The organism is Burkholderia sp. BCC1998 (assembly GCF_905339875.1).
Taxonomy (GTDB): domain Bacteria; phylum Pseudomonadota; class Gammaproteobacteria; order Burkholderiales; family Burkholderiaceae; genus Burkholderia.
In genome coordinates this window covers 82,842-105,359 of record NZ_CAJPHE010000009.1, presented here as the reverse complement: position 1 = coordinate 105,359, position 22,518 = coordinate 82,842, and the positions used below count along the sequence as shown (strand labels likewise).

The window sequence follows — 22,518 nt, the reverse complement described above, 5'->3', positions numbered from 1 at the left end:
CCATGGACCACACCGATCCCGCCGATCGACCCGACGCCGCTCACGGCCAGCAGCACCCGATCGGCATCTACCTGAAAATCTGGGGCCTGCTGTTCGTCCTGAGCACGTTGTCGTACCTGGTCGACTACTTCAAGGTGCAAGGCGTGGTGCGCTGGGTGCTGATCGTCGTGCTCATGATCGCCAAGGCCGGACTGATCGTGTCGATCTTCATGCACATGATGTGGGAGCGTCTGGCGCTGGTGTACGCGATCCTGATACCGCCGCTGTGCCTGCTGGTGCTCATGGTGCTGATGGCGGCCGAAGCGCATCACACGTTCGGCATGCGGGCGCTCTTCTTTCATTGATCGCGTCGCCGGTTCGTTCTTCCGGCGACGAACGCTTCGGATCACGTACGATCTGGCTCTGCTTGAGAAGGAGGATGGGGACAACGCGCGCCTGGCGCGTGCCCGCGTGCAGCCGAACTTTTTGAATTGGACGCTGGCCAGCACGCAGAGATGTGCGACGAGAGGATGCGCACTGCCGCGAGCAGCGCGCATCCCCCCGGAGGGCGGCGATCAGTAGGCCGCCACCTTTTCGGTATTGCGTCGTTCCACGGACGTCCTGGATTTCGCCACTGCCGTGATGAACAACATGGTCGCGATGCCACCGGCGATCAGTGCCGGGTAAGCGGCCAGGATCTGGACCAGGGAATACTTCCAGCTCAACGGGCGCCCGACGCCAAGCATTGCCGCATAGAACCACGAGACGGCGGAAATCACGCCCGCGAAAATGGCAACCATGCGCCGTTCGAACGAAAGCTTCAGCAAGGATCCCGCTTTCCGCAATGCCGGCAGGACCGCGGAGTGCAGCGCGATACCGTTGAAGGTCAGCAACGCGACGATGCCGATCTTGGCCTGCAGCTTGGGATTGCCGAGATACCGGAGACCCTGGGTCCGCATGTCGAACGCAATGATCGCGATGCCGGTGATCCAGAGAATCGTCAGCGCCAACGTGACGGTGCGCTGCAGGCTGGCCAGATGAACCTGGGCAGGATCAGTTGGCGCGTCGGTATCCAGCAGTTGCCTGACCATCGCAATGTCGCTGGTCAGCACGAGACCAATCGCGACACAGCAGGCAATGAGATGAACATAGACGATTCCCATTCGTACGAATTCCATTTTCTGTCCTTTATCGGCGCGGTGCGCAAAGTTAAGTTGTACCGTCGTGAATCTGGGCGAATTCCGTCGATACACATTTAGGATTGCGACGCAAACATCAAAATTCGATCATGGATTCCGCTATCAAGCTGGCTCCAGTTCGGCATGACATGAACAACGTGGTGAGCCCATTCCGGTGCGTCTGGTCGCAACGGGCTGAATGCAGTCGAACCGACACCCATCGCGAGTTCGACCACTTGATCAAGCCCGCACGGCGTGCAGACTTGTAGTGTCGGATGGCTGGCCATCCGGGTATCCGGCATGCGTGACTTGCAGATTGAAAGGTCGCCCGACTGCCGGATGCTGCTGGGCGACGGGCAAAATTTAAAACAGCGAGCCCTGACGAATCAACCCGAGTTGTTACGAAATGCAAAGGACGTAACGAGCGCTGAATGCGCCGAGAGAAGGGTCGGACCGGGCGCAATTTCTGCTGATACGGAGTATGCGGAATTGTTCTGACCTGGATTCAGGCACTGATTGACGGGTCACGTCTTTTTACATTTGAGCGGTAAATAGTAAAGGGGTCGCAGTTCGCAGTGCATATTGCGAAACTTTCATATGTTGAATAGGTAAATTCTCGGTCGTTCTAGATATTGTCGAGCATTGATTTTCTCAGACGAAACCCCAACGGCAGCGGGCGTTGATGCACCGGTCAGTGCCTGAAAATCTGCGCAGTTTGCCGAGAGATCTCCCGTCTCTTCCTTCGCATTACGCCGTCTGGCGGGGCTGAGCGTCAAACCGGCAGTAACGGCGGAGACACCGACCGGGTCGACATGACCAAAATCGGATGGCCCGAATTTTTTAGGGTATGGTTCCGCAATAAATCGAAGCAGATCGCGCGATCGGCCGAAAGAATATTTTTGACGACTGGCAGGAGGTAAAAATCGCGGACGTCAAAAATCAAAAATACCCTGATTACCCGAAATCAAAACCATGCCTTGCAAATAACTTTCGATCAAGGCCGAGAAATCCCGCCGGAACGACATTCGGCGTCGATGGCGGCCGAAGAAGTCGAGCCTCGTGCGCAAAGAGTCGCTCATGCGTCCGTTTGAGCGTTCGCCAAACGCCGCTGCAACGTGCTCGTGCGCGTCGAGCGCGGTCGCCCCTCGGATTGCCTTCTCCCGGCAGTCCCCGTCGAATCCGGGAATAACTGTCGTGTGCTCACGGTATTGCAGGAAACACGAACCGGGTGAGCACTATGGACATCATCGACACGGCCCACGCATCGGATACCAAACGGGAATCGCCCCCGGTGCGCACACCGCACCGTGAATCGAAAGTCCGGATGCAATCCGTGCTGCGCGGTTTCCAGCTCGGATCGGGCGTGGTGCTGCTGACCTATCTCTTTCTGCACCTGATCAATCACGCACTCGGAATCTGGTCACTCGAACTCGCCGGACGCGGTCTCGTGCTGGCGTTGCGGCTCTGGCGCAGCGCACCGGGGACGTTCGTGCTGTACGGTGCGGCGTCGCTTCATTTTGCGCTGGCGTTGCACACGATATACGGGCGCCGCCACTGGACCCTGCCGCCCGCCGAATGGCTCCGACTCTGGGCAGGCCTCAGCCTGCCGCTGCTGCTGATCCGCCACGCGGTGACAACCCGGCTCGCGTCCTCGCTCTACGGCTTCGAGCCGGACTACGAGCGTGTCGTCACCGTGCTGCTCACCAGCGGCACGCAGGGCCTGCAGCTGGCACTCCTCGCGCCCGGCTGGATACACGGATGTCTCGGCCTGTGGTTCCGGTTGCGCCATCAGCCGTGGGCGCGCCGCGTCAAACCCGCGCTGCTGGCATTCGTCGCCCTGTTGCCGTTGCTCTCCGCAGGCGGCTTTGTTCATATGATGCGCGTCGTCGAAGCGAAGGGCTCGCTGTATCTGCCCCCCGATCCGAAACTGGTTTCACACCAGCTCGCCCTTGACGCGTGGCGTCACCACCTCGTCACCCTCTACGTGTGCCTGATCATCGGCGCGTTGATCGCGGGCCTGTTGCGCAACCGCCTTGAACGTCGACGATTGCAGAACGCGTGACGAAGACCAGGAAGATCCGGCCGAGCCGCGGCGGCCGGCACGCCTCATCTCCGTCGATCAGGGTTGACGCTTGCCGCGACCACCGGTGGGTTTCCCGGCCGGCTTGCGTGAACCCGCAGCCGCCTTGCCGGCGGGTTTGCCGCGCGGCTTTTGCACGCTGAACGGACTGCCGCTCAACACGCTTGCCGCCTTACCCGCGGCGCCGGCACGATGCCCCTCGGCCTTGCGCTTGCCCTCTCCCCCTTGCGGCTTCGGCTTCTTGCCGGCCGCCGGCATGGCACCCGCCCCACCTTGCGGCACCTTGGGCTTCTTCGGCTTTTTGGGCTTCTTGATGATCTGCCCCGTCGCGCTGGTTTCCGGCACGCGGTGTTCGGCTTCGAAACCCGGCTCCTCTTCACGGCGCAGCGTCTGCCGGATCAGCGCTTCGATCGCGGCCAGCTGCGGCGCTTCATCGGCGCACACCAGCGACACCGCCACGCCGCTGGCGCCCGCGCGGCCGGTACGGCCAATACGGTGCACATAGTCTTGCGCGACGATCGGCAGATCCACGTTGATCACCAGCGGCAGGTCGTCGATATCCAGCCCGCGCGCCGCCACATCGGTCGCGACCAGCATCTGCACTTCGCGCGTCTTGAAGCGCTCCAGCGCACGCAGGCGCGCGGGCTGCGGCTTGTCGCCGTGGATGGTGTCGACCGCATAGCCCGCTTCATCGAGCATCGCCGCCAGGTAGTCCACGCCGTTGCGGGTCTTGACGAACACCAGCGCGTGGTCCCAGTTGTTCTCGGCCACCAGGTGCATGAAGAGGTCGGGCTTGTTGCGCTTGTCCACCGGCACCACCCACTGCTTGATCTTGCTGGCCGTGACGTTGGGCGGGCTGACGCTGATATCGACCGGGCTGCGCAGAATGGTCGCCGCCATCGCGCGAATATCGTCGGTAAACGTGGCGGAGAACAGCAGCGTCTGGCGCCGGACGGGCAACGCAGCAAAGACGGCGTTGAGTTCGCGCGCAAAACCCAGATCGAGCATCCGGTCGGCTTCGTCCAGCACCAGCGCCTGCACCTGATCGAACTGCACCGCGTTCTGCCGGTTGAGGTCCAGCAGACGGCCCGGCGTGGCAACGAGCACATCCACGCCCTTGCGCAGCTTCATCATCTGCGGGTTGATGCTCACACCGCCGTAGGCGGCCAGGAACCGCAGGTCGAGGCCCTTGCCGTACGCGACGAAGCTCTGCAGCACCTGTTCGGCCAGCTCACGCGTGGGCACCAGCACCAGGACACGCGCACGGTTGCTGGACACCGCCGGCCCGTGTTGCACCAGCCGCTGCAGCAGCGGCAGCGCGAAACCCGCCGTCTTGCCGGTGCCGGTCTGCGCCGCGGCCATGACGTCCTTGCCGCCGAGCACCGCGGGAATCGCCTTGGCCTGCACCGGCGTCGGTGTCTGGTAATTGAGGTCCTGCAGATTACGCAGCAAGGGATCGATCAGGCCAAGCGAGGCAAAAGACATGGACGTGTTCCGGGCTAAAACCGCAATTCTAGCCGTTACCGCCGCCGCGACCGCATCGCGCGGGCCGAACGCCGCGCCGCGCGATGCGGCGTCACCGGTCCTGTTTCGACGCGCCGCGCGTGAAAGGCTGCGGCCGCCTGCCCGCCGCCTGGCGATCGATCATCCAGCCGGGATAGCCGGCAGGCACCGCACTGACGGCATCAAGATGCGCGAGTTCGTCCCCGGTCAGCGCGACCTCGGCCGCGCCGAGATTGTCTTCGAGCTGTTCGACCCGCTTGGCGCCGATGATGACGCTCGTGACATGCGGCTTGGCGAGCAACCACGCGAGCGCGATCCGCGCGACCGACACACCTCGCGCGTCGGCAATGGCGCGCATCGCGGCAACGCACGGCCACGCCCGCTCGAGATCGACCGGCGGAAAATCGAAATGGCTGCGCCGCGATCCTGCTTCGGCCGGCGCCCCGGGGCCGAACTTCCCGGAAAGCAGTCCCCCGGCGAGCGGCGACCAGACGAGCAGGCTCATCTGCTCGTCGATCGCGAGCGGTACCAGTTCGTGCTCGACGTCCCGTCCGGCGATCGAATAGTAGGCCTGCAGCGTCTCGAAGCGCGTCGCATGGAGCGCCTGGCTGAGCCCGAGCGCCTTGCCGATCTTTCCGGCGCGCCAGTTCGAGACGCCGACATGGCGAACCAGCCCCTGCCGCGTCAGATCGTCGAGCGCCCGCAGCGTCTCTTCGATCGGCGTGACGGGGTCGTTCGCGTGTATCTGATAGAGGTCGATGTGGTCGACCTGGAGCCGTTCCAGGCTTCGCTGCACGGAATCCATGATGTGGCCGCGCGACGCCCCCTGATCGTTGGGCTTCGGGCCCATCACGCCCGCCGTCTTCGTCGCCAGCACGATCTCGCCGCGCGGCACGCCGAGGTCCCGGAGCGCCTGTCCGACGAGGCGTTCCGACTGACCGAACGAGTAGATGTCGGCGGTATCGATGAAGTTGATGCCCTCGGCCAGGGCGCGGGAAATCAGCCGGGTCGCGTCGTCCTGGCCGACCGCGCCGATCGACGCCCACATGCCGGCATCGGCATTGCCGCCCAGCGTCATCGTGCCGAGACACAGCTCGGAGACATACAGGCCGGTGCGGCCCAGTTGCTTGTATTTCATGGCCGTTTCCTCATGGTCGGCTGGAAAGCGTGCGGTGGCGTCCGGTCAGGCGCCCCGCACGCCGGGATGTCAGCTGATTCGCGCGTGCCCTACCCGAAACTGTCCGGCGATCGTTGCGACGCGTGCGCCATAGCGGCGTGCCGTCTCGAGATCCCCCGGCGACATCTCGTCGGGCGACGCGTCGGCCGGCGTCTGCGCCATCGGCGCGAGATAGGAGCCCATGCGATTCAGGTCGTCGCGCATCGACGCCTTCAGGTTCGCCGGCTTGATGTCCATGCTCACCCAGACGCCGCCGTGCTGCCCGGCGAGCAGCACGAAGTATTCGAGCGTATTGAGCTTGTCGCCGTTGACGCTCGCGCTATTGGTGAAGCCGCCGAAGATCTTGTTGCGCCACCGGCCGTCGAACCAGGCCTTCGACGATGCGTCGGCGAACTTCTTGAACTGCCAGCTGGGGCCGCCCATGTAGGTCGGCGAGCCGAACAGGATCGCGTCGGCGCCCGCGAGCGTGTCCCACGCGTCCGGCGCGATGTTTCCGTCGGCGTCGATTGCGACGAGAACGGCGCCCGCGCCCTCGGCGACAGCCGTTGCCATACGCTGGGTATGCCCATAGCCGGAGTGGTAGACGACGGCCGTCTTAACCGGTGCGATGTGTTGTGTCATGGTTGCGCCCTTTCGTTCAGGTGGTCGTCGGGAGACGACATCGGAAAGCACTCTACTGAGTCGCAATTGAGTTATAAATGACGACCGATTGAACGTTCTGTTACTCGCCGAGTGAACAATGCAAAACCTCGATGCGCTGTTGATCTTTGCCCGTGTCGCCGAAATGACGAGCTTCACGCGGGCAGCCGAAAGCCTGGGCATCCAGAAGGGACGTGTCTCGATGGTGATCCGCCGACTCGAGCGCGACGTGGGCGTTGCGCTGTTGCATCGGACGACGCGGAGCGTGCAGCTGACCGAGGACGGACGCGCGTTCTATTCGCGCGCACGGGACCTGCTGGCCGAAGTCCAGGAATTGCAGTCGATGTTCTCCGGCAACGGCACGCGACTGCGGGGAAGATTGCGCGTCGACATGCCGACCGAACTGGCCCGCAGTGTCGTGGTTCCCGCACTCCCGCAACTGATGGCCGCGCATCCGGAGCTGGAACTGGAGCTGTCGAGCACCGATCGGCGTGTCGATCTCGTCCAGGAAGGCTTCGATTGCGTGATCCGTCTGGGCCCGATCGTGGACGAGACGCTGATCGCGCGACCGCTGGGCCGGCTGCGCATGATCAATGCGGCGAGCCCCGGCTACCTGGCGCGATACGGCGTACCGCATACGCTCGACGATCTGCTCGGCCAGGGACACCGGATGGTCCACTACACGCTGACACTCGGCGCGCGTCATACGGGATGGGAGTACCCGGACGGCACCGGCTATGCGTCGCTGCCGTTGCCGAGCGCGATGCAGGTCAACAGCGTGCAGACCTATCACGCTGCCGGGCTGGCCGGCATCGGCTTGATCCAGGCCGGATATTCAGGGGTCGCGACTCACATCGAAAGCGGCGCGCTGGTGGAGGTGCTGCCCGATCTGCGCCCGGAGCCGCTGGCCGCGTGGCTCGTCGTGGCCCATCGACGCAATCTGTCGCCGCGCGTTCGGGCGTTCATGGACTGGATCGAGCGGGTGTTGGAGCCTTATTTCGACTGAGGGCGTCGCGGCGGATCGGCTCGGGGGGGCATGGCCCGCGGCCGGGAAACCGACGAGGCTGCTCATGCGATTTGGCCGGGCCGCCGACATGGTTAGACTGCAAGCTGCGCCGTAACCGGCGACCTCGCGTCGTGACGCCGCAGCTAATCCTTCGGCGCGGGCGGCAGGGGAATCCAGTGCGTGTACGCCGACTGCAGCAGCGCGACGTCGTCGAATCGAGCAACGACCGCAAATCCTCGTGAATCCCACGCCAGCACATTAGACGCCGAGTCCGCATCTTGACGCGTCGGGCAGTGCTGATCCGCCGGAATCCAGTTCTGGCCCTGACGTGCCCCCTGCCATCCATCCCAAGCGGCCGCCGCACGTGTTCCCGTGACATAGCCGCCTTGGTCCCGAACGCGATAGGCCAGGTCGGCGCGATATTCCACCGGCGCGTCGCGGAACCACCATTGTTCAAAAAGCTCTCTCTCGGTGCTCACCGACTTCTCCAGTGACGCAGCTTCAGCTTGAATCCGCGGCCGCGAATTCGGCTACGCCCACCACCGTGCAATTCGCGTTCCTGCGGCATCGCAGGCTGACTTCGTCGCCCATCATGCCGAATCGGACTGCCCTCGGCGCGGCGCGAGCCCAGCCTTCGACCCCGTCAGCATATCGCGATGTGCCGCAACGATGCTGTGCGGCACGCGGCATCGTCGTCATGGATAGCGCCATGAGTCGAAGTCGCTTGCTGGCTACCATGCGCCGAACTTCGCTTGAATGTCAAAGCATCGACACGTTCCCGATTTGGCACAAAGCGCGGCGAAATCACGCTCCGGTCAAGTCGATGCCGCGGGGATGGCAGTCGCGAAAGTCAAAGGTACTCACGGAGTACGAATTGCCCATGAATCGACTGGAAACGTGGTGTTTATAGGCGAATTTGCCCGACTGTCGACGAGCATACTTGAGACCGCGACGACCATCCCGCACACGCCACCGAACTTCAGCTTTCCCGTGCGTCGGACCGCACGAGACTCGCCCGCACCTTGACGTCAGAGGGTCATCAACAATCGCAACTGGTGTTCGGTTTCCGTTCCCTTGACCAGCGCATAACATCGCGTCTCCCGTCGCTCGATCGCAGAAAGGCCTTCAGCATCGGAGAAGGTGTTCCATGCGACGCCGTCGATACTTGCCCATTCTCCGCGGGTTCGCGCAAAGGCGCGCAACAGCGGACTGGCTTCACGGCGCAGAACGACACGGTCCGCATTCAGCACACAGGTCGACCAGCCACCGCGGAGGATCAGGTAACAGGGTACCGAACGGTGATCAATTCTCGTGAGCACAGTTGTTTCTTCCATTTTCATCGCGACGAGGTCCAACGGTTCGCATTGCAGACGAAGTTATCGACCCGATCGAAGCGTGCGCGGCCACGGCCGGATGGTGAAGCCGGCCGGATCGCGAAACATCCCGACGGTGGACGCTTCTGCTCGTGCGGCCCCGCACGGCAGCCCCGCCCGCGACAACCAGACAGGGAGGAGCCCATGCTCTTCAATACGACACGCTTCCGGATCGATCCGACGCCCCGCAGGGCCGATGGCGAGTACATCGCACATGCGAGAATCACCACGACGCTGCTGGACGGAGGTGAGAGAGAGGTGCATTCCAGCGGCGATCTGGCCGGCTTCGATGCGCGCGACGATGCGATTGCGTACGCGACGCAATGGGCGCAGGGATGGCTGGCCGCTCAATTTGGCTGAAGGCAAAAAGGCGGTGGCGCAGCTGTGGCTCGAGCGTCGGGCATCGTGGCTGCGTTACCGCCTGGGATGCTTCATTTCCTCGGCTTCCATCGCGGCGAGTCGCTCTTCACTTGCGGATACGGGTTCCATGGCTTCGTCGATCGAAGTCAATGCATATTCGCAGGCCAGCTTCACTGCTTCAACGGTAGTCTCTGGCTGCTCGTCGTCGCCAGGCGGCGGGGAAAGCATGTCTGCGAGCATCATGGCCAACTCGGGGGTGTCCCATGGTTCGCCCTTTTGCGCCTTCTTCTTTATATAGTGCCGGATTTCCGCGTCTTGCTCGGGCGAGAGTGGAAGGTGTCGAAACGTGTTGCCTGGGTTAGCGTCAATCATGTGTTGCTCCGAAATTCGAATGCGACTCCCGTGGGCTGCTCCCTGCCATGCGCGTGCACCCGGAACAAGACGAGAACGAAGGAGCAGCTTCCTATTTTCGGCAGCGCGAATCCTGAATGCGTTCGAGGCGGACCAAAAGCTCGTCCACCTGCAGTGCGAGGACCTTGCTTCGCTCGGATTGTGTGCGGAGCTTGTCGAGCTTGACTCTCCAGTACGCGGGATCGTTCACGGACGATCGGTTGATGAAGGCGTGTTGCGCTTGCTCGAGCAGCCCGACCGATCGTCTGATATGGGCCAACTCGCGTTCCGCGTCGCAGTACCAGCTCATGCTTGCCGCCTTCTGATCATGATTTTCATCCTGGTTGCTGCACGGCGCGACGCGCGTACCGATCATTCTTCCTGCCGCTGCGCGGCGGCCGGCATGCTGCCTGCGTCGTCCGGTCGCCGTACCGCACGCCGGGGATCGGGATGACGACGTAATGCCCCCCTCGGCCGGCACGTTGTTCCCGCCGTTCTTCTAGTACATCTTGCGGGGCGGCAACATGCGCTTCGCCCGCAAGCGCTGCCGGGCAACGGCACTGGCCTTTTTCCGTTTGCGCTCCGTCGTGGGCTTTTCGTAGCTGGTGCGACTGCGCAACTCGCGAATCAGCCCGGTCTTCTCGATACCGCGCCGGAAGCGCCGCAGCGCGACATCGATGGGTTCGTTGATCTTCAGTGTGATGGTTGTCATGTAATGCCTGTTGGAAAACGTTCGACTAAAACTAGCCGAGTCGTGTCATGACGGTGCTCGCTATCGCGTCGGATTCGAACTCCGAATACCCGGCTCCGATCGAAAATGCGCGCACCGCCGCGAACATCTGCAGCTCTTGTTGATGGCACCGCGCAGAATGGGTCATTCCAGCGGGCAGGACAGCATCGCTCCGCGTGAGCTTGCACCGCTGGACCAGATCGATAAGCTCGTCGACGATCATTTCGCCCTCCAAATTGATGGCAAGTCACGCTGCCATGCGAGTCGTGTCAGAGGGCGTCCGAAAAGAAGGCCAGCTTTTCGCGATCGTCGTCAATGACGCGCTCGGCATAGCGCAGCGACGCACGCCGTGCGTCACCGGCCGTGTCGAACGGGCCGTCGCCGACGAGCCTGAAAGTCTGGCTCTGCGTCAGCGTGTCGGTGGTGCCGCGAAGACAAATCTTGACCGCTGCGTCGAAGCCGGCCTCGTAGTTGTGCGGCAAGCCATCCAGCGCAGGCACGTGCGGGTAAATCAGTGGATAGATCTCGAATCCACGGTAGATATGCATGCTCATCATGAACTCCTGACGATCGCTTCTCGGCGACTCGCAAGGACGAGCGTAGGCAGCCAGCATCGCCTGATGCATGGCGCGACGGGTCGTGGTGAAAGGGACAAACGTTGCGCGCGAGGCAATGCGCGACGCAACACGGTGGCAGGTGGAGGGCGAGCGGTCGAACAGCAAACGGAGGCTCGAACGAAACCATCATACGCGCATCGTCGATCGGGTGTCCATTTTATTTCGACCGCGACGAGGCAGATGACGAAGTGCGTTGTCGCGCCGTGATCGCGGCTCACCCCATGCCGTCGTGCCCTCGTTCATCGAAACGCTTTCGACGTGGCGAGTCGACCAGATGAAGACCACGCCGATCACTGTCGTCGACGAGCATCTTCCCGGCGACCAAACTTTTGCATCTCCACCATCTTCCGTCAGTCGACCGAATACAGAAGCAACTTCGCCTAATGCAAGCCGCCGAGGCATACACGCACCCGTTCATTGATCCGACGATAGCGGACAGCCGTGGCCACCCCGACTCACGCCGCCGATCATTCGCCGGCGGCGGCGTTCGATCCGGCGTTGACGGCGGCAGCCAGCGCGGCGATCCGCTCGGCGCGCAACAGCACCGGCCGATCGACCATCTTCCCGTCGACCGTCACCACGCCGCCATTCGAATCGCGCATCGCATCGAGCACGCGCCGCGCCCAGCGCGCTTCGTCGTCGCTCGGTCGAAAGCATCGGTGCACGAAGCCGATCTGCTTCGGATGGATGCACAGCTTCGCGCCGAACCCCAGCTGCTTGCCGTTGAATGCATCGCGCGCGATACGCACGCCGTCATCGATATCCGGCGTCACGCCGTCGACCGGCGATTCGATCCCGGCCACCCGCGAGATCAGCACGAGTTGCGAGCGGAAGTGATTGAGCGAAACGCCATCGTCCGACATGCCCATGTCCGCGATGAAATCGAGCGTGCCGAACATCAACCGCTCGACGTACGGCGCTTTCGCGACATCGAGCGCGTTCCACATGCCGTGTGCGCTTTCGATCAACGGATAGACCGGCACACGCCGGCGCGCGAGCGCAACGGCGGCGCACACGTCGTCGGCGCACTCGGCCTTCGGCAGCACGATACCGGCCACACCCTTCAACGCGCCGAGCGCGGCATCGGCCTCGAACCATCGCGTGTTCCGCGCGTTGATCCGCACGAGCACCGGATGCTCGGGCGAAACCCACGCCGCTATCGCATCGCGCGCCGCCACTTTCGCCTCCGGCTCGACGGCATCCTCGAGGTCGATGATGATCGCATCGGCGCCGCTTGCGAGCGCCTTGTCGAAGCGCTCCGGCTTGCTCCCCGGCACGAACAAATACGACTGGGCCGGCGCCTCGCGGCCACCGCCGGCGCGCATCGCGGCATCAGACGGCATCGACCACCTCCGGAACCCGTTCGAACAGATCGCCGACGAGGCCGTAGTCGGCCACGCTGAAGATCGGCGCCTCCGGATCCTTGTTGATCGCGACGATCACCTTCGAATCCTTCATGCCGGCCAGATGCTGGATCGCACCCGAGATGCCGACCGCGATGTACAGCTGCGGCGCGACGATCTTGCCGGTCTGGCCGACTTGATAGTCGTTCGGCACGTAGCCGGCATCGACTGCCGCGCGCGATGCGCCGAGCGCGGCGCTCAGCTTGTCGGCCAGCGGCTCGAGAACCTTCGTGTAGTTCTCGCCGCTGCCCAGGCCGCGGCCACCCGACACGATGATGCTCGCCGACGTCAGTTCCGGACGGTCCAGCTTCGTCACTTCACGGCTCACGAATTGCGACTTGCCGGCGTCCGCCGCGGCTTCGATCTTCTCGATCGCTGCGCTGCCGCCTTCCGCTGCCACCGGATCGAAACCCGTCGCGCGCACCGTGATGACCTTGATCGGATCGCTCGACTGCACCGTCGCGATCGCGTTGCCCGCGTAGATCGGACGCTCGAACGTGTCGGCACTGTCAACAGCCGTGATGTCGGAGATCTGCGCGACGTCCAGCTTCGCGGCGATACGCGGCGCGATGTTCTTGCCGTACGCAGTCGCCGGCGCGAGGATGTGCGAATAGTCCTTCGCGATGTTCAGCGCGGTCGCCTCGACGTTTTCCGCGAGGCCCGCTTCGAGTTGCGGCGCATCGGCCAGCAACACCTTCGACACACCTGCGATCTTCGCTGCTGCATCGGCAGCCGCTTGCGCGTTGTGGCCCGCGACCAGCACGTGGATGTCGCCACCGATCTTCGCTGCCGCCGCCACCGTGTTCAGCGTCGCGGCCTTGATCGACGCGTTGTCATGTTCTGCAATCACCAGAATCGTCATTTCTTTCCGCTCCCTCTTACAGCACCTTGGCTTCGGTCTTCAGCTTCTCGACCAGCGTCTTCACGTCCGGCACCTTCACGCCGGCCGCGCGCTTCGGCGGCTCGGCCACCTTCAGCGTCTTCAGACGCGGCGCGACGTCCACGCCGAGGTCTTCCGGCTTCACCGTTTCCAGCGGCTTCTTCTTCGCCTTCATGATGTTCGGCAGCGTCACGTAGCGCGGCTCGTTCAGGCGCAGGTCGGTCGTGACCACCGCCGGCAGCGTCAGCGACAGCGTTTCCGCGCCGCCGTCGACTTCGCGTGCAACCGTTGCCTTGCCGTCCGCGATCGTGACCTTCGACGCGAACGTCGCTTGCGGCAGGCCGGCCAGCGCGGCCAGCATCTGGCCCGTCTGGTTCGAATCGTCGTCGATCGCCTGCTTGCCGAGGATTACGAGTTGCGGCTGCTCCTTGTCGACCAGCGCCTTCAGGATCTTCGCGACGGCCAGCGGCTCGACGCTGTCGTTCGATTCGACGAGGATCGCGCGATCCGCGCCGATCGCCAGCGCCGTGCGCAGCGTTTCCTGCGCTTGCGTCACGCCGACCGACACCGCGATCACTTCGGTCGCGACACCCGCTTCCTTCAGCCGCACCGCTTCTTCCACCGCGATTTCGTCGAACGGGTTCATCGACATCTTCACGTTCGCGATGTCGACGCCCGTGTTGTCCGACTTCACGCGGACCTTCACGTTGTAATCGACCACTCTTTTCACTGCTACGACGATCTTCACGCGCTGCTCCTCCATCGAGTCGTTGGCATCATCCGGTTTCGCAGGCCATTACACGCGCAAACCCGGCCGGCGACAACTATCCATTGACTCTGCCGGTCATAGCCCGAACCTATTGCGCCACGCGTTTCCCGGCGCCGAATGCGACACGGCCCGGATGATCCGGGCCGTGTCGTTGATCAGCGGTTCGCTGCCAGCGTGGCGGTAATCGCCAGGAATCGCGCGATATCGTCGGGCGCATGGCAATGGAGCGGCGATATCCGCACAGCGCCGCCGAGCCCGAACGATTTCAGCATCCGCCCCGAATACAGGCTCGACGCGACGCGTTCATAGACGATCACGCCATGCTTTTCGTATTCCCGCACCGCCTGCGTCGGTTCGAGGTTCGCGAAACCGATCCCGACGATCAGGTCGCGCTCCGTCAGGTCGTCGTGATCCCAGTAGACCTCCACACCGTCGATCGACCGCAGCCCGCGACGCCCCTCACACCCGTCGAGCAACGCGGCCAGCAGCGCGCGCTCATGCAGTTCGATCCGGTGCATGCCCTCGACGAACAGCGTGCGCCGATCGTCCGAATCGCGGAAATACCGGCCGATCCAGCTCACGTAATCGACGATCGACGTCACGACCGCGAATTGCGCGGGCGCCGGGCTGCCCAGTTCCCATACGCCGTGCTCCTTCGCGGCAAGCCGGTGATGCGGCAACGCGGACGCGCGCGGCGACAGCCACGAGATGCCCGACCCGCGGCAACCGAAGAACTTGTACGGCGCGAAGTTGATGCCGTCGACCGGCATGCGCTGCACGTCGATGATGCCGTGCGGCGCATGCTGGACCGCATCGACAACGATGAACAGGTCCGGCTTCTTCTCCCGCGCACGCGCGACGATCGTCTCGATGTCGAATTTCGCGCCGGAGATGTTCGACGCGAACATCACGCTCAGCAGCGCGGTATCGGCGTCGACCAGCGACACGATCGCATCGACGTCCACGCCGCCGGTCTGCGGATTGCTCGGCGCGATGCGCAGCGTCTTGCCGGTGCGTTCCGCGTAATGCGTCATCGCATCGTACGACGACGGGTGCTCGAGCACGGTCGTCACCGCATTGGTGCCCGGCACGTTCTCCATGATCGCGCGCACCATGTCGAACATCGCGCCCGACGCCGTCAGCGACGCATACACGGTGCCGTCGCGCGCGTTCAGGATCGTGCGAACGTCGTCCTCGCCGCGCGACTGGATCGCCTGGAGATCGAGCGCACGCTCATGGATGCGCTCCGGGCAGTCGGGCAGCGCATCGATCCGCGCGTAGGCGTCGACCGCGGCCTTCAGCCGGAACGATCCGCCCGCGTTGTCGAAGAACAGCCGCGCGCGGCCGTCGATATCGTGATCGACATGATGAAAGCGCGCCTTGACCTGCTGCAACAACGCGTCGGGAAAAAGTGCTCCGCGGGGACTGCTCATCTTCAATGCTCCTGTTTGCTTCTGAATGTTGTGCGATGCCTGCATGGCGGCGTTCAGCCGCGCAGCGATTCGAGGTATGCGCGGCCCTTGTCCGCGTCGTACTGGCCTTCCCATTTCGCGATGACGAGCGGCGCGAGCGCGTTGCCGACGAGGTTCAGCGCGGTGCGCCCCATGTCCATGATCCGGTCCACGCCGGCGATGAACGCCAGCCCTTCGAGCGGCAGTCCCGCGCTCGCGAGCGTGGCGAGCATGATCACGAACATGAAGCCGGGCACGCCCGCGGCGCCCTTGGACGTGACGACCATGGTCAGCGTCAGCAGGATCTGCTGCTGCCAGCCGAGATGCACGCCATACAGCTGCGCGACGAACAGCGTGCCGATGCCGAGATAGATCGACGCGCCGTCGAGGTTGAACGTGTAGCCGGTCGGCACCACGAAGGTCGTGATGCTCTTCGGCACTCCGTAGTCCTCCATCTTCTTCATCAGCTGCGGCAGCACGGTCGCCGAACTGCAGCTCGAGAACGCGATGATCAGCTCGTCCTTGATCACGCGCAGCAGCGTGACGATGCGGAACCCGAACAACCGCGCGGTCAGGCCGAGCACGACGATCGCGAACAGCAGGATCGCGAAGTAAGTCACGGCGACCAGCTTCAGCAGCGGCAGCAGCGACCCGAAACCGAAGCTCGCGACCGTCACCGCGATCAACGCGCACACGCCGACGGGCGCATAGCGCATCACCATGTTCGTCACCTTGAACATCGCATCGGCCACGCCCTTGAGCATCGCGAGCACCGGCTTGCGGTGTTCTTCCGGCACGGTCTGCAGGCCGAGACCGAACAGCAGCGAGAAGAAGATCACCGGCAGCAGGTCGCCCTTCGCCATCGACGCGACGATGTTGTCCGGGATGATGCCGAGCACCAGCGCCATCAGCCCGTGATGCGCCTGCTGCACCTGTTGGGTGGCTTGCTGGTAGCGGGAAATGTCCGTGTGCGCGAGTTGCGACATGTCGGTGCCGACGCCCGGCTGCAGCACGTTGCCGATCACGAGCCCGAGCACGATCGCGATCGTCGTGATCACCTCGAAATAGAGCAGCGTCTTCAGGCCGATGCGGCCGAGCGACTTGCCGTCGCCGACGCCCGCGATGCCGATCACCATGCTCGTGAACACGATCGGCACGACGATCATCCGCACGAGCTTGATGAAGATGTCGCCGGCCGGCTGCAGCAACCCGGACACGGCCGTGTCGCGCAATTGCGGAAACCGGTTCAACACGAGCCCGGTCGCGATGCCGACGACGAGCCCGATGACGATCTGCCACGCGAGGCCGAAGCCCGGCTTGCGCGCCGCGTCCGGGACGGGCGGGGATTCAATGACGGTGTCCATGCTGTCTCCAAATAAGGGGGGCGGTTGAACGCTGGATACGAGGCGGCGCGGTACCTGACGAACGCGCTCGCCGGACAACGCAACGGGAGAACCTTAAGCAGCCGAAATAGGTAAAAAAAGCGATTTTTTGATATGCGAAAATATCGCTTTTCCTCATCTATCGAGTACCAGGCGATGCTCACGTTCAAGCAGATGGAAGCGCTGTACTGGATCGTGCGACTCGGCTCCTTCGACGCGGCCGCGACACGCCTCAACACGACGCAATCGGCCGTGTCGAAGCGGATACAGGAACTCGAACGCACGTTCGACCTGACGGTGTTCGACCGCGCGCATCGCAGCGCCCGGCTCACCGACAAGGGCGCCGAACTGTTCGATCACGCGAAGGCGTTGCTCGAACAGCGCGACCGCGTCGTCGAGCGGATGAGTTCGAAGGAAGCGCTGGTGCGCCATGTCCGGATCGGCGTGACCGAACTGACCGCGCTGACCTGGCTGCCGCGCCTGGTCGCGGCGATCCAGGCCGCCTATCCGCGCGTGCACGTGGAGGCGGAGGTGGACCTGACCGCGGTGCTGCGCGATCGTCTCGCCGCCGACACGATCGACCTGATCGTCGTCCCGCAGATTCATGCGACGGAATCGTTCGCGGCGACGGTGGTCGGCGAAGTCGACAATGCGTGGATGTGCGCGGCCGGGTTCATGCCGAAGCGCAAGACGGCGATTTCATTGACGGACGTCGCGCAGTTTCCGCTGATCCTGCAAGGGACCCTGTCGGGCACGGGGCATCTGTACACGCGCTTTCTGCAGGAACATGGCGTTGCGATGCAGCGCGTGCTGTCGAGCAACAGCCTGATCGCGCAGATCGGCCTCACGCTGTCGGGACTCGGCGTCAGCTATCTGCCGAAGGCATGCGTCGCGCACCTGGTCGCGTGCGAGGCGCTGGAGATCGTGCGCACGCGGCCGGCGCTGCCGCCGGTGCGCTACGTTGCGCTGCATCGTGCGGAACGCGCCCATTCGCTGACCGCCGAGATCGTCCAGCTGGCGGCGCAGGCGTGCGATTTCAGCACGAGCCTGCTGGACCCCGGTGCACATGATTAGGGTTCCGAACGACATGGCAAACCCATGGCGCGATGCGCCCGCATCGGTGCGCACCGAAGCACACGGTCAGATCTTCAGCGTCGTCGACAGATATTTGAATACGGTCGAGACCCGCAGCAGATGTCGCGATTCCCGGTGGGTCAGCACCCACAGCTCGGTCCGGCAGTCGGGCAGGACATCGGTCAATTGCACGAGATCGGAGCGGCCGCGTGTCAGAAACATCGGCAGTATGCCGACGCCCATGCCCAGGGCGACCAGCTCCATCACGGTCAGGATGCTGTCGACCTTGTAGTGCGGCACCACTTTCCTGAAATGACGTTTGCGCCAGATGACCGACGGGTGGCCCGGCAGCGCGTCGTCCGGCGCGATCCAGCGTGCCTTGCCCGCCGTGACGTCTTCATAACGGCGTACTGCGGCGTCGTGCCTCGACGCGAAAAGCGCCACGTCGATCGACCCGACATGCTTGCCCACCAGATATTCCGGTGGCTGCCGGGTCGCACGCACCGCGATATCGGCATCGCGGCGCCCCAGGTCGGCGATCTCGTTGCCGGTGTTCAGCTCGTACGCAAGCCGCGGGTGGACGGCTTCCAGCTGCTTCAGCGCCGGCCCGACCAGCCCGTGCAGAATCGTGTCGGTGGTGGTGATGCGCACGGTGCCCGCCACTTGCTCGGGCGCTTGTTGCGCGATCGAGCGGGCCGATTCGACCTGCACTTCCACTTGCTCCGCGTATTCGGCCAGCGCCAGCGCGATTTCCTTCGCGCGATAGCCTGAGCGGGTCCGTTCGAACAACTGCTGCTGCAGGCCGCGCTCGATCCGCCTGAGGTTGCGAAACACGGTCGACGCATCCACGTCCAGTCGCTCGCCCGCCTGAACCAGCGTGCCCGAGCGGGACAGCGCCAGTATCGTTTCGAGGTCTGCTGCGCTGAGCTTGTATGGCATCCGGTTATCCCCCGTGCATTGCATTTTTGCAATCCGTCATTGTAATCATGCGTATTGCTCAAGCACTTCCGCAATGTCAAATTCGGTGCCGCCTTGCCAACTCTCCCAACGGGTGCCGATATGAACCAATCGATTTCGACGAGTGACAATGCCGCCTATGCCGCCCATGGCGCGTTGCTGCTGCGCGTGGCATTGGGCCGGCGCAGCCAGCGCTTCGCGCCCGGCGTGGCCTGACACGGCGAGGCGACGACATGAGCACGCCCCAATACCACCTCGTCAGCCACGTGCTTTGCCCGTACGTCCAGCGCGCAGTCATCGTGCTGACCGAAAAAGGCGTCCCGTTCGAACGGACGGACGTCGACCTGGGCAACAAGCCGGACTGGTTTCGCAGGATTTCCCCGCTCGGCAAGACCCCCGTGCTGGTCGTCGATGGCGCGCCCATCTTCGAATCGGCCGTGATCTGCGACTACCTCGACGAGACGCTCGCGCCGCGGCTGCATCCCGATGCGCCGCTCGAGCGGGCGCGGCACCGCGCCTGGGTCGAGTTCGCATCGGCACTGCTGAACGCCGTGTGGGGGTTCTACACGGCTGCGGACGAAACGGCGCTGGCCGCAGCAACCCGTGACATCCGCGCACGATTCGAGCAGCTCGAAGACACGCTCGGCACCGGCCCGTATTTTGGCGGCGCGCACTTCAGCATCGTGGACGCGGCATTCGGGCCGGTGTTCCGCTACTTCGACGTGTTCGAGCAGATCGACGACTTCGGGTTCTTCGCGGGCTTGCCCAAGGTCACTGCATGGCGGCAACGGCTCGCCGAACGGCCGTCCGTGCGCGCAGCGGTCCCGGCCGACTATCCGCAGCGGCTGATGGAGTTCCTGCTCAAGCGCGGCTCGATGCTGTCGACGCGTATCCGCGATCACGTATTGCGCATTCAGGATTGAACCGAACCGCTTTTGCGTGCCGGCGCCCCGTATCGGGTTGCGCCGGCACCGGGCTCAGGGTGCCACCGGCACGATCTTTGCCGGGCGATCGGTCGCGACACGGCGCTAGCGCAAACCCGCCCCCGGTTGCACTGTTCATCGCCGTTCGGGTCCTGTATTGTCCTTCCATCCCCGGTTGCGGAACCGGTGCATGGGAGGCGCACGATGCAGAAAAAAAATGCTGCAGCCGTCTGGATCCTGATCGCGATGGTGGCAGGCATCCTGATCGGCTACATGATCTTCACGAGCTTTCCCGACAAAAAGGCCACCACCGAAATCGCCGGATACATCTCGCTCGTGTCCGACGTGTTCCTGCGGCTGATCAAGATGGTGATCGGCCCGCTGGTGTTCTCGACGCTCGTCGTCGGCATCGCGCACATGGGCGACGCGGCATCGGTCGGGCGCGTGTTCGCGAAATCGATCGGCTGGTTCGTCACCGCGTCGCTGATCTCGCTGCTGCTCGGGCTGTTCATGGCGAACCTGCTGCGGCCCGGCGAGAACCTCGGCCTGCCGCTGCCGGACATCGGCGCATCGGCGAACCTCGCGACCTCCAAGTTCACGCTCAAGGATTTCGTCGGCCACATGGTGCCGAGATCGTTCGCCGAGGCGATGAGCAACAACGAAATCCTGCAGATCGTCGTGTTCTCGATGTTCTTCGGCGTCGCGCTCGCGGCGCTCGGCGAGCGCGGCAAGATCCTCGTCGCCGCGATCGACCAGTTGTCGCACGTGATGCTCAAGATCACCGGCTACGTGATGAAGCTCGCGCCGCTCGCGGTGATGGCCGCGATGGCCGCGACCGTCGCGGTCAACGGGCTGTCGGTGCTGCTGAAGTTCGCGGTGTTCATGGGCGACTTCTACGTGAGCCTGTTCCTGCTCTGGGCCTTGCTCGTCTGTGCCGGGCTGTTGTTCCTCGGGCCGCGCGTATTCAAGTTGCTGGTGCTGATCAAGGAAGCATTCATGCTGTCGTTCGCGACGGCCAGCTCCGAAGCCGCGTATCCGAAGATCCTCGATGCGCTCGACCGGTTCGGCGTGCGACGCAGGATTTCGAGCTTCGTGATGCCGATGGGCTATTCGTTCAACCTCGACGGCTCGATGATGTACTGCACGTTCGCGTCGCTGTTCATCGCGCAGGCGTACAACATCCACCTGTCGATCGGCACGCAGATCACGATGCTGCTGGTCCTGATGCTCACGTCGAAGGGAATGGCCGGCGTGCCGCGCGCATCGCTCGTCGTGATCGCCGCCACGCTGCACCAGTTCGGGCTTCCGGAGGCCGGCCTGCTGCTGATTCTCGGCGTCGATACGTTCCTCGACATGGGCCGCTCGGCCACCAACGCGGTCGGCAACTCGATCGCGAGCGCGGTGGTCGCGAAGTGGGAAAACCAGCTCATGTCGGAAGCGGAAGCCGAAGCCAACCTGGCACGCATCGAAGCGGAACAGGAAGCGACGATTGCGCATCCGACGGACGTCTGACGGAGGCCCGGCGATGAAGATGCAGCGATTCTGGCGTGCGCTCGCGCTCGCGGGCCTGCTTGCCGCGGGCGCAACCGCGCGCGCGGAAGATGCGCCGTCCACGCCGCCGCGCGTCGAGCCGTTCGCGCCGGCCCGACTGACCGGCACGCTCGCGAAGGTGCGTAGCAGCGGCACGATCGCGCTCGGCTATCGCGACGCGTCGATCCCGTTCTCGTATCTGAACGCGCGCAACCAGCCGATCGGCTATTCGATCGAGCTCTGCAAGGCGCTCGTGTCGTCGATCGAGGATGCGGTCAACCGGAACCTGACGATCCGCTGGGTTCCGGTCACGTCCGAGAACCGCATCGACGCGGTGGTCAACGGCACGGTCGACCTGGAATGCGGCTCCACGACGAGCAACCTGGAGCGGCAGAAGCGCGTGGCGTTCTCGCCGATCATCTTCGTGGCCGGCACGAAGGTGATGGTGAAACGCGGCTCGCCGATCCGCTCGTTCCGCGATCTCGCGGGCAAGAAGGTCGCGGTGACGGCCGGCACGACCAACGAGAAGGCGCTGCGCGACCTGGACGCGCGGTTCAGGCTCGGCATCCAGCTGCAGGTGGTGCCGGATCATGCGCAGGGCTTTGCGCTCGTCGCGAGCGGCGGCGCCGATGCGTTCGCGACGGACGACGTGCTGCTGTACGGCCTGATTGCGGTGAATGCGGGCAAGGGCGGCCAGTACGACGTGGTCGGCGACTTCCTGTCCTACGACCCGTACGGCATCATGTTCCGCAAGGAGGATCCGCAGCTCGCGCAGGTCGTGAAGAGCACGTTCGAGGAACTGGCCGTCGACGGCGAGATCACGCGCCAGTACAAGCGCTGGTTCCTGCGCCCGCTTCCGTCGGGCATGAGCCTCAACCTGCCGATGAGCCCGCAGCTGGAGACCATCATCGAGACGATCGGCGTCAAGGGCGAATGAGATAGCGCCGCCGTCTTCCGCTCGACCGGGACGAGCCGTTCCTGTCGCGCGTGATGCGGCGGCGTCACCGGCGTCGCCTACGTTGTGCGGCAGCCGCGACGCATCCCGCCACGCTATCCGGGGCAGCCATATGTTCATGCCGTGTGCCCGGTTGACGGGATGTCGTACCGGCTGATCGCA

At 63.9% G+C, this 22,518-nt stretch carries 26 protein-coding genes; 8 read left to right on the top strand and 18 right to left on the bottom strand.

The window, feature by feature from the left end; translation table 11 throughout:
* Positions 1-2 precede the first annotated feature (2 nt).
* Complete coding sequence (locus tag U5A56_RS17770; RefSeq protein WP_044846931.1) at positions 3-344, top strand: cytochrome C oxidase subunit IV family protein; 342 nt, start codon at positions 3-5, stop codon at positions 342-344.
* A 210-nt stretch (positions 345-554) separates the two neighbouring features.
* Here the strand turns inward: U5A56_RS17770 and U5A56_RS17765 are convergent, their stop codons facing one another.
* On the bottom strand, positions 555-1,142 hold the full coding sequence (locus U5A56_RS17765) for a hypothetical protein (protein ID WP_260426232.1): 588 nt from the start codon (positions 1,140-1,142) through the stop codon (positions 555-557).
* Positions 1,143-2,089: 947 nt separating this feature from the next.
* Positions 2,090-2,236: a hypothetical protein gene (locus U5A56_RS17760; protein ID WP_321923706.1), complete on the bottom strand. Its 147-nt coding sequence runs from the start codon at positions 2,234-2,236 to the stop codon at positions 2,090-2,092.
* A 245-nt stretch (positions 2,237-2,481) separates the two neighbouring features.
* On the opposite strand from U5A56_RS17760, the gene U5A56_RS17755 reads away from it, so the two are divergent.
* Entirely contained in the window at positions 2,482-3,219 is a 738-nt protein-coding gene (locus U5A56_RS17755) for a hypothetical protein (RefSeq protein WP_321923887.1), read from the top strand.
* A gap of 57 nt (positions 3,220-3,276) precedes the next feature.
* Here U5A56_RS17755 and U5A56_RS17750 read toward each other — a convergent pair whose 3' ends face one another.
* The 3 genes from U5A56_RS17750 to U5A56_RS17740 form a co-directional block, all read right to left on the bottom strand.
* Positions 3,277-4,722, bottom strand: a complete 1,446-nt coding sequence (locus U5A56_RS17750) for a DEAD/DEAH box helicase (RefSeq protein WP_321923704.1) — start codon at positions 4,720-4,722, stop codon at positions 3,277-3,279.
* A gap of 91 nt (positions 4,723-4,813) precedes the next feature.
* Positions 4,814-5,878, bottom strand: a complete 1,065-nt coding sequence (locus U5A56_RS17745) for an aldo/keto reductase (protein WP_044846934.1) — start codon at positions 5,876-5,878, stop codon at positions 4,814-4,816.
* Between the two features lie 69 nt (positions 5,879-5,947).
* Positions 5,948-6,538, bottom strand: coding sequence for a flavodoxin family protein (locus tag U5A56_RS17740; protein ID WP_321923885.1), 591 nt, complete (start codon positions 6,536-6,538; stop codon positions 5,948-5,950).
* A gap of 118 nt (positions 6,539-6,656) precedes the next feature.
* Here U5A56_RS17740 and U5A56_RS17735 point away from each other — a divergent pair, with 118 nt between their 5' ends.
* Entirely contained in the window at positions 6,657-7,562 is a 906-nt protein-coding gene (locus U5A56_RS17735; RefSeq protein ID WP_321923702.1) for a LysR family transcriptional regulator, read from the top strand.
* A gap of 143 nt (positions 7,563-7,705) precedes the next feature.
* On the opposite strand, the gene U5A56_RS17730 is transcribed toward U5A56_RS17735, so the two are convergent.
* Both U5A56_RS17730 and U5A56_RS17725 read right to left on the bottom strand, forming a co-directional pair.
* Positions 7,706-8,041 (bottom strand): hypothetical protein, encoded by a 336-nt coding sequence (locus tag U5A56_RS17730; RefSeq protein WP_082088641.1) that lies wholly within the window; start codon positions 8,039-8,041, stop codon positions 7,706-7,708.
* Positions 8,042-8,590: 549 nt separating this feature from the next.
* Entirely contained in the window at positions 8,591-8,902 is a 312-nt protein-coding gene (locus tag U5A56_RS17725) for a hypothetical protein (protein ID WP_260426231.1), read from the bottom strand.
* 177 nt (positions 8,903-9,079) lie between these two features.
* On the opposite strand from U5A56_RS17725, the gene U5A56_RS17720 reads away from it, so the two are divergent.
* Positions 9,080-9,295 carry a hypothetical protein gene (locus U5A56_RS17720; protein ID WP_044846937.1) on the top strand — a complete coding sequence of 72 codons (216 nt, stop codon included), beginning with the start codon at positions 9,080-9,082 and terminating at the stop codon, positions 9,293-9,295.
* Between the two features lie 54 nt (positions 9,296-9,349).
* Here the strand turns inward: U5A56_RS17720 and U5A56_RS17715 are convergent, their stop codons facing one another.
* The 10 genes from U5A56_RS17715 to gltP all read right to left on the bottom strand — a co-directional run bounded on the left by U5A56_RS17715 (position 9,350) and on the right by gltP (position 16,899).
* A complete protein-coding gene (locus U5A56_RS17715) occupies positions 9,350-9,667 on the bottom strand; it encodes a hypothetical protein (RefSeq protein WP_321923700.1) in 318 nt (105 codons plus the stop codon).
* 91 nt (positions 9,668-9,758) lie between these two features.
* Positions 9,759-10,061: a hypothetical protein gene (locus U5A56_RS17710; RefSeq protein WP_321821336.1), complete on the bottom strand. Its 303-nt coding sequence runs from the start codon at positions 10,059-10,061 to the stop codon at positions 9,759-9,761.
* Positions 10,062-10,184: 123 nt separating this feature from the next.
* Positions 10,185-10,397 (bottom strand): 30S ribosomal protein S21, encoded by a 213-nt coding sequence (rpsU, locus tag U5A56_RS17705; RefSeq protein ID WP_124487370.1) that lies wholly within the window; start codon positions 10,395-10,397, stop codon positions 10,185-10,187.
* A gap of 31 nt (positions 10,398-10,428) precedes the next feature.
* On the bottom strand, positions 10,429-10,638 hold the full coding sequence (locus U5A56_RS17700; RefSeq protein WP_321923698.1) for a hypothetical protein: 210 nt from the start codon (positions 10,636-10,638) through the stop codon (positions 10,429-10,431).
* 46 nt (positions 10,639-10,684) lie between these two features.
* Entirely contained in the window at positions 10,685-10,969 is a 285-nt protein-coding gene (locus U5A56_RS17695) for a hypothetical protein (RefSeq protein ID WP_124519976.1), read from the bottom strand.
* 530 nt (positions 10,970-11,499) lie between these two features.
* Positions 11,500-12,375, bottom strand: a complete 876-nt coding sequence (locus U5A56_RS17690) for a CoA ester lyase (RefSeq protein WP_321923696.1) — start codon at positions 12,373-12,375, stop codon at positions 11,500-11,502.
* Positions 12,365-13,297, bottom strand: a complete 933-nt coding sequence (locus U5A56_RS17685; protein WP_321923694.1) for an electron transfer flavoprotein subunit alpha/FixB family protein — start codon at positions 13,295-13,297, stop codon at positions 12,365-12,367. Before U5A56_RS17685 ends, U5A56_RS17690 begins: the two co-directional genes overlap by 11 nt.
* A 16-nt stretch (positions 13,298-13,313) precedes the next feature.
* Positions 13,314-14,063 carry an electron transfer flavoprotein subunit beta/FixA family protein gene (locus U5A56_RS17680; RefSeq protein WP_175670069.1) on the bottom strand — a complete coding sequence of 250 codons (750 nt, stop codon included), beginning with the start codon at positions 14,061-14,063 and terminating at the stop codon, positions 13,314-13,316.
* 176 nt (positions 14,064-14,239) lie between these two features.
* Positions 14,240-15,517: an aminotransferase class V-fold PLP-dependent enzyme gene (locus U5A56_RS17675; RefSeq protein ID WP_321923689.1), complete on the bottom strand. Its 1,278-nt coding sequence runs from the start codon at positions 15,515-15,517 to the stop codon at positions 14,240-14,242.
* Positions 15,518-15,570: 53 nt separating this feature from the next.
* Positions 15,571-16,899: a glutamate/aspartate:proton symporter GltP gene (gene gltP / locus U5A56_RS17670; RefSeq protein ID WP_321923687.1), complete on the bottom strand. Its 1,329-nt coding sequence runs from the start codon at positions 16,897-16,899 to the stop codon at positions 15,571-15,573.
* A gap of 174 nt (positions 16,900-17,073) precedes the next feature.
* Between gltP and U5A56_RS17665 the strand changes: the two genes are divergently transcribed.
* Entirely contained in the window at positions 17,074-17,991 is a 918-nt protein-coding gene (locus U5A56_RS17665; RefSeq protein ID WP_321801863.1) for a LysR family transcriptional regulator, read from the top strand.
* 66 nt (positions 17,992-18,057) lie between these two features.
* On the opposite strand, the gene U5A56_RS17660 is transcribed toward U5A56_RS17665, so the two are convergent.
* Positions 18,058-18,930 carry a LysR family transcriptional regulator gene (locus tag U5A56_RS17660; protein WP_321923685.1) on the bottom strand — a complete coding sequence of 291 codons (873 nt, stop codon included), beginning with the start codon at positions 18,928-18,930 and terminating at the stop codon, positions 18,058-18,060.
* A gap of 251 nt (positions 18,931-19,181) precedes the next feature.
* On the opposite strand from U5A56_RS17660, the gene U5A56_RS17655 reads away from it, so the two are divergent.
* The 3 genes from U5A56_RS17655 (at position 19,182) to U5A56_RS17645 (ending at position 22,338) form a co-directional block, all read left to right on the top strand.
* Positions 19,182-19,871: a glutathione S-transferase family protein gene (locus U5A56_RS17655; RefSeq protein ID WP_321923683.1), complete on the top strand. Its 690-nt coding sequence runs from the start codon at positions 19,182-19,184 to the stop codon at positions 19,869-19,871.
* 204 nt (positions 19,872-20,075) lie between these two features.
* A complete protein-coding gene (locus U5A56_RS17650; RefSeq protein ID WP_044846949.1) occupies positions 20,076-21,383 on the top strand; it encodes a dicarboxylate/amino acid:cation symporter in 1,308 nt (435 codons plus the stop codon).
* Between the two features lie 13 nt (positions 21,384-21,396).
* Positions 21,397-22,338 (top strand): amino acid ABC transporter substrate-binding protein, encoded by a 942-nt coding sequence (locus tag U5A56_RS17645; RefSeq protein ID WP_321923682.1) that lies wholly within the window; start codon positions 21,397-21,399, stop codon positions 22,336-22,338.
* Positions 22,339-22,518: the final 180 nt, after the last annotated feature.

Excerpts from the sequence above, each read along its gene's own strand:
- U5A56_RS17695 (WP_124519976.1), bottom strand. The coding sequence starts at position 10,969 with ATGAGCATGCATATCTACCGTGGATTCGAGATCTATCCACTGATTTAC.
- U5A56_RS17660 (WP_321923685.1), bottom strand. The coding sequence starts at position 18,930 with ATGCCATACAAGCTCAGCGCAGCAGACCTCGAAACGATACTGGCGCTG.
- U5A56_RS17650 (WP_044846949.1), top strand. The coding sequence starts at position 20,076 with ATGCAGAAAAAAAATGCTGCAGCCGTCTGGATCCTGATCGCGATGGTG.
- U5A56_RS17770 (WP_044846931.1), top strand. The coding sequence starts at position 3 with ATGGACCACACCGATCCCGCCGATCGACCCGACGCCGCTCACGGCCAG.
- U5A56_RS17750 (WP_321923704.1), bottom strand. The coding sequence starts at position 4,722 with ATGTCTTTTGCCTCGCTTGGCCTGATCGATCCCTTGCTGCGTAATCTG.
- U5A56_RS17735 (WP_321923702.1), top strand. The coding sequence starts at position 6,657 with ATGCAAAACCTCGATGCGCTGTTGATCTTTGCCCGTGTCGCCGAAATG.
- U5A56_RS17720 (WP_044846937.1), top strand. The coding sequence starts at position 9,080 with ATGCTCTTCAATACGACACGCTTCCGGATCGATCCGACGCCCCGCAGG.
- U5A56_RS17765 (WP_260426232.1), bottom strand. The coding sequence starts at position 1,142 with ATGGGAATCGTCTATGTTCATCTCATTGCCTGCTGTGTCGCGATTGGT.
- rpsU (WP_124487370.1), bottom strand. The coding sequence starts at position 10,397 with ATGACAACCATCACACTGAAGATCAACGAACCCATCGATGTCGCGCTG.
- U5A56_RS17740 (WP_321923885.1), bottom strand. The coding sequence starts at position 6,538 with ATGACACAACACATCGCACCGGTTAAGACGGCCGTCGTCTACCACTCC.
- U5A56_RS17690 (WP_321923696.1), bottom strand. The coding sequence starts at position 12,375 with ATGCCGTCTGATGCCGCGATGCGCGCCGGCGGTGGCCGCGAGGCGCCG.
- U5A56_RS17665 (WP_321801863.1), top strand. The coding sequence starts at position 17,074 with ATGCTCACGTTCAAGCAGATGGAAGCGCTGTACTGGATCGTGCGACTC.
- U5A56_RS17675 (WP_321923689.1), bottom strand. The coding sequence starts at position 15,517 with ATGAGCAGTCCCCGCGGAGCACTTTTTCCCGACGCGTTGTTGCAGCAG.
- U5A56_RS17710 (WP_321821336.1), bottom strand. The coding sequence starts at position 10,061 with ATGATCGGTACGCGCGTCGCGCCGTGCAGCAACCAGGATGAAAATCAT.
- U5A56_RS17745 (WP_044846934.1), bottom strand. The coding sequence starts at position 5,878 with ATGAAATACAAGCAACTGGGCCGCACCGGCCTGTATGTCTCCGAGCTG.
- U5A56_RS17715 (WP_321923700.1), bottom strand. The coding sequence starts at position 9,667 with ATGATTGACGCTAACCCAGGCAACACGTTTCGACACCTTCCACTCTCG.
- U5A56_RS17685 (WP_321923694.1), bottom strand. The coding sequence starts at position 13,297 with ATGACGATTCTGGTGATTGCAGAACATGACAACGCGTCGATCAAGGCC.
- U5A56_RS17725 (WP_260426231.1), bottom strand. The coding sequence starts at position 8,902 with ATGAAAATGGAAGAAACAACTGTGCTCACGAGAATTGATCACCGTTCG.
- U5A56_RS17760 (WP_321923706.1), bottom strand. The coding sequence starts at position 2,236 with ATGAGCGACTCTTTGCGCACGAGGCTCGACTTCTTCGGCCGCCATCGA.
- U5A56_RS17755 (WP_321923887.1), top strand. The coding sequence starts at position 2,482 with ATGCAATCCGTGCTGCGCGGTTTCCAGCTCGGATCGGGCGTGGTGCTG.
- U5A56_RS17700 (WP_321923698.1), bottom strand. The coding sequence starts at position 10,638 with ATGATCGTCGACGAGCTTATCGATCTGGTCCAGCGGTGCAAGCTCACG.
- gltP (WP_321923687.1), bottom strand. The coding sequence starts at position 16,899 with ATGGACACCGTCATTGAATCCCCGCCCGTCCCGGACGCGGCGCGCAAG.
- U5A56_RS17645 (WP_321923682.1), top strand. The coding sequence starts at position 21,397 with ATGAAGATGCAGCGATTCTGGCGTGCGCTCGCGCTCGCGGGCCTGCTT.
- U5A56_RS17655 (WP_321923683.1), top strand. The coding sequence starts at position 19,182 with ATGAGCACGCCCCAATACCACCTCGTCAGCCACGTGCTTTGCCCGTAC.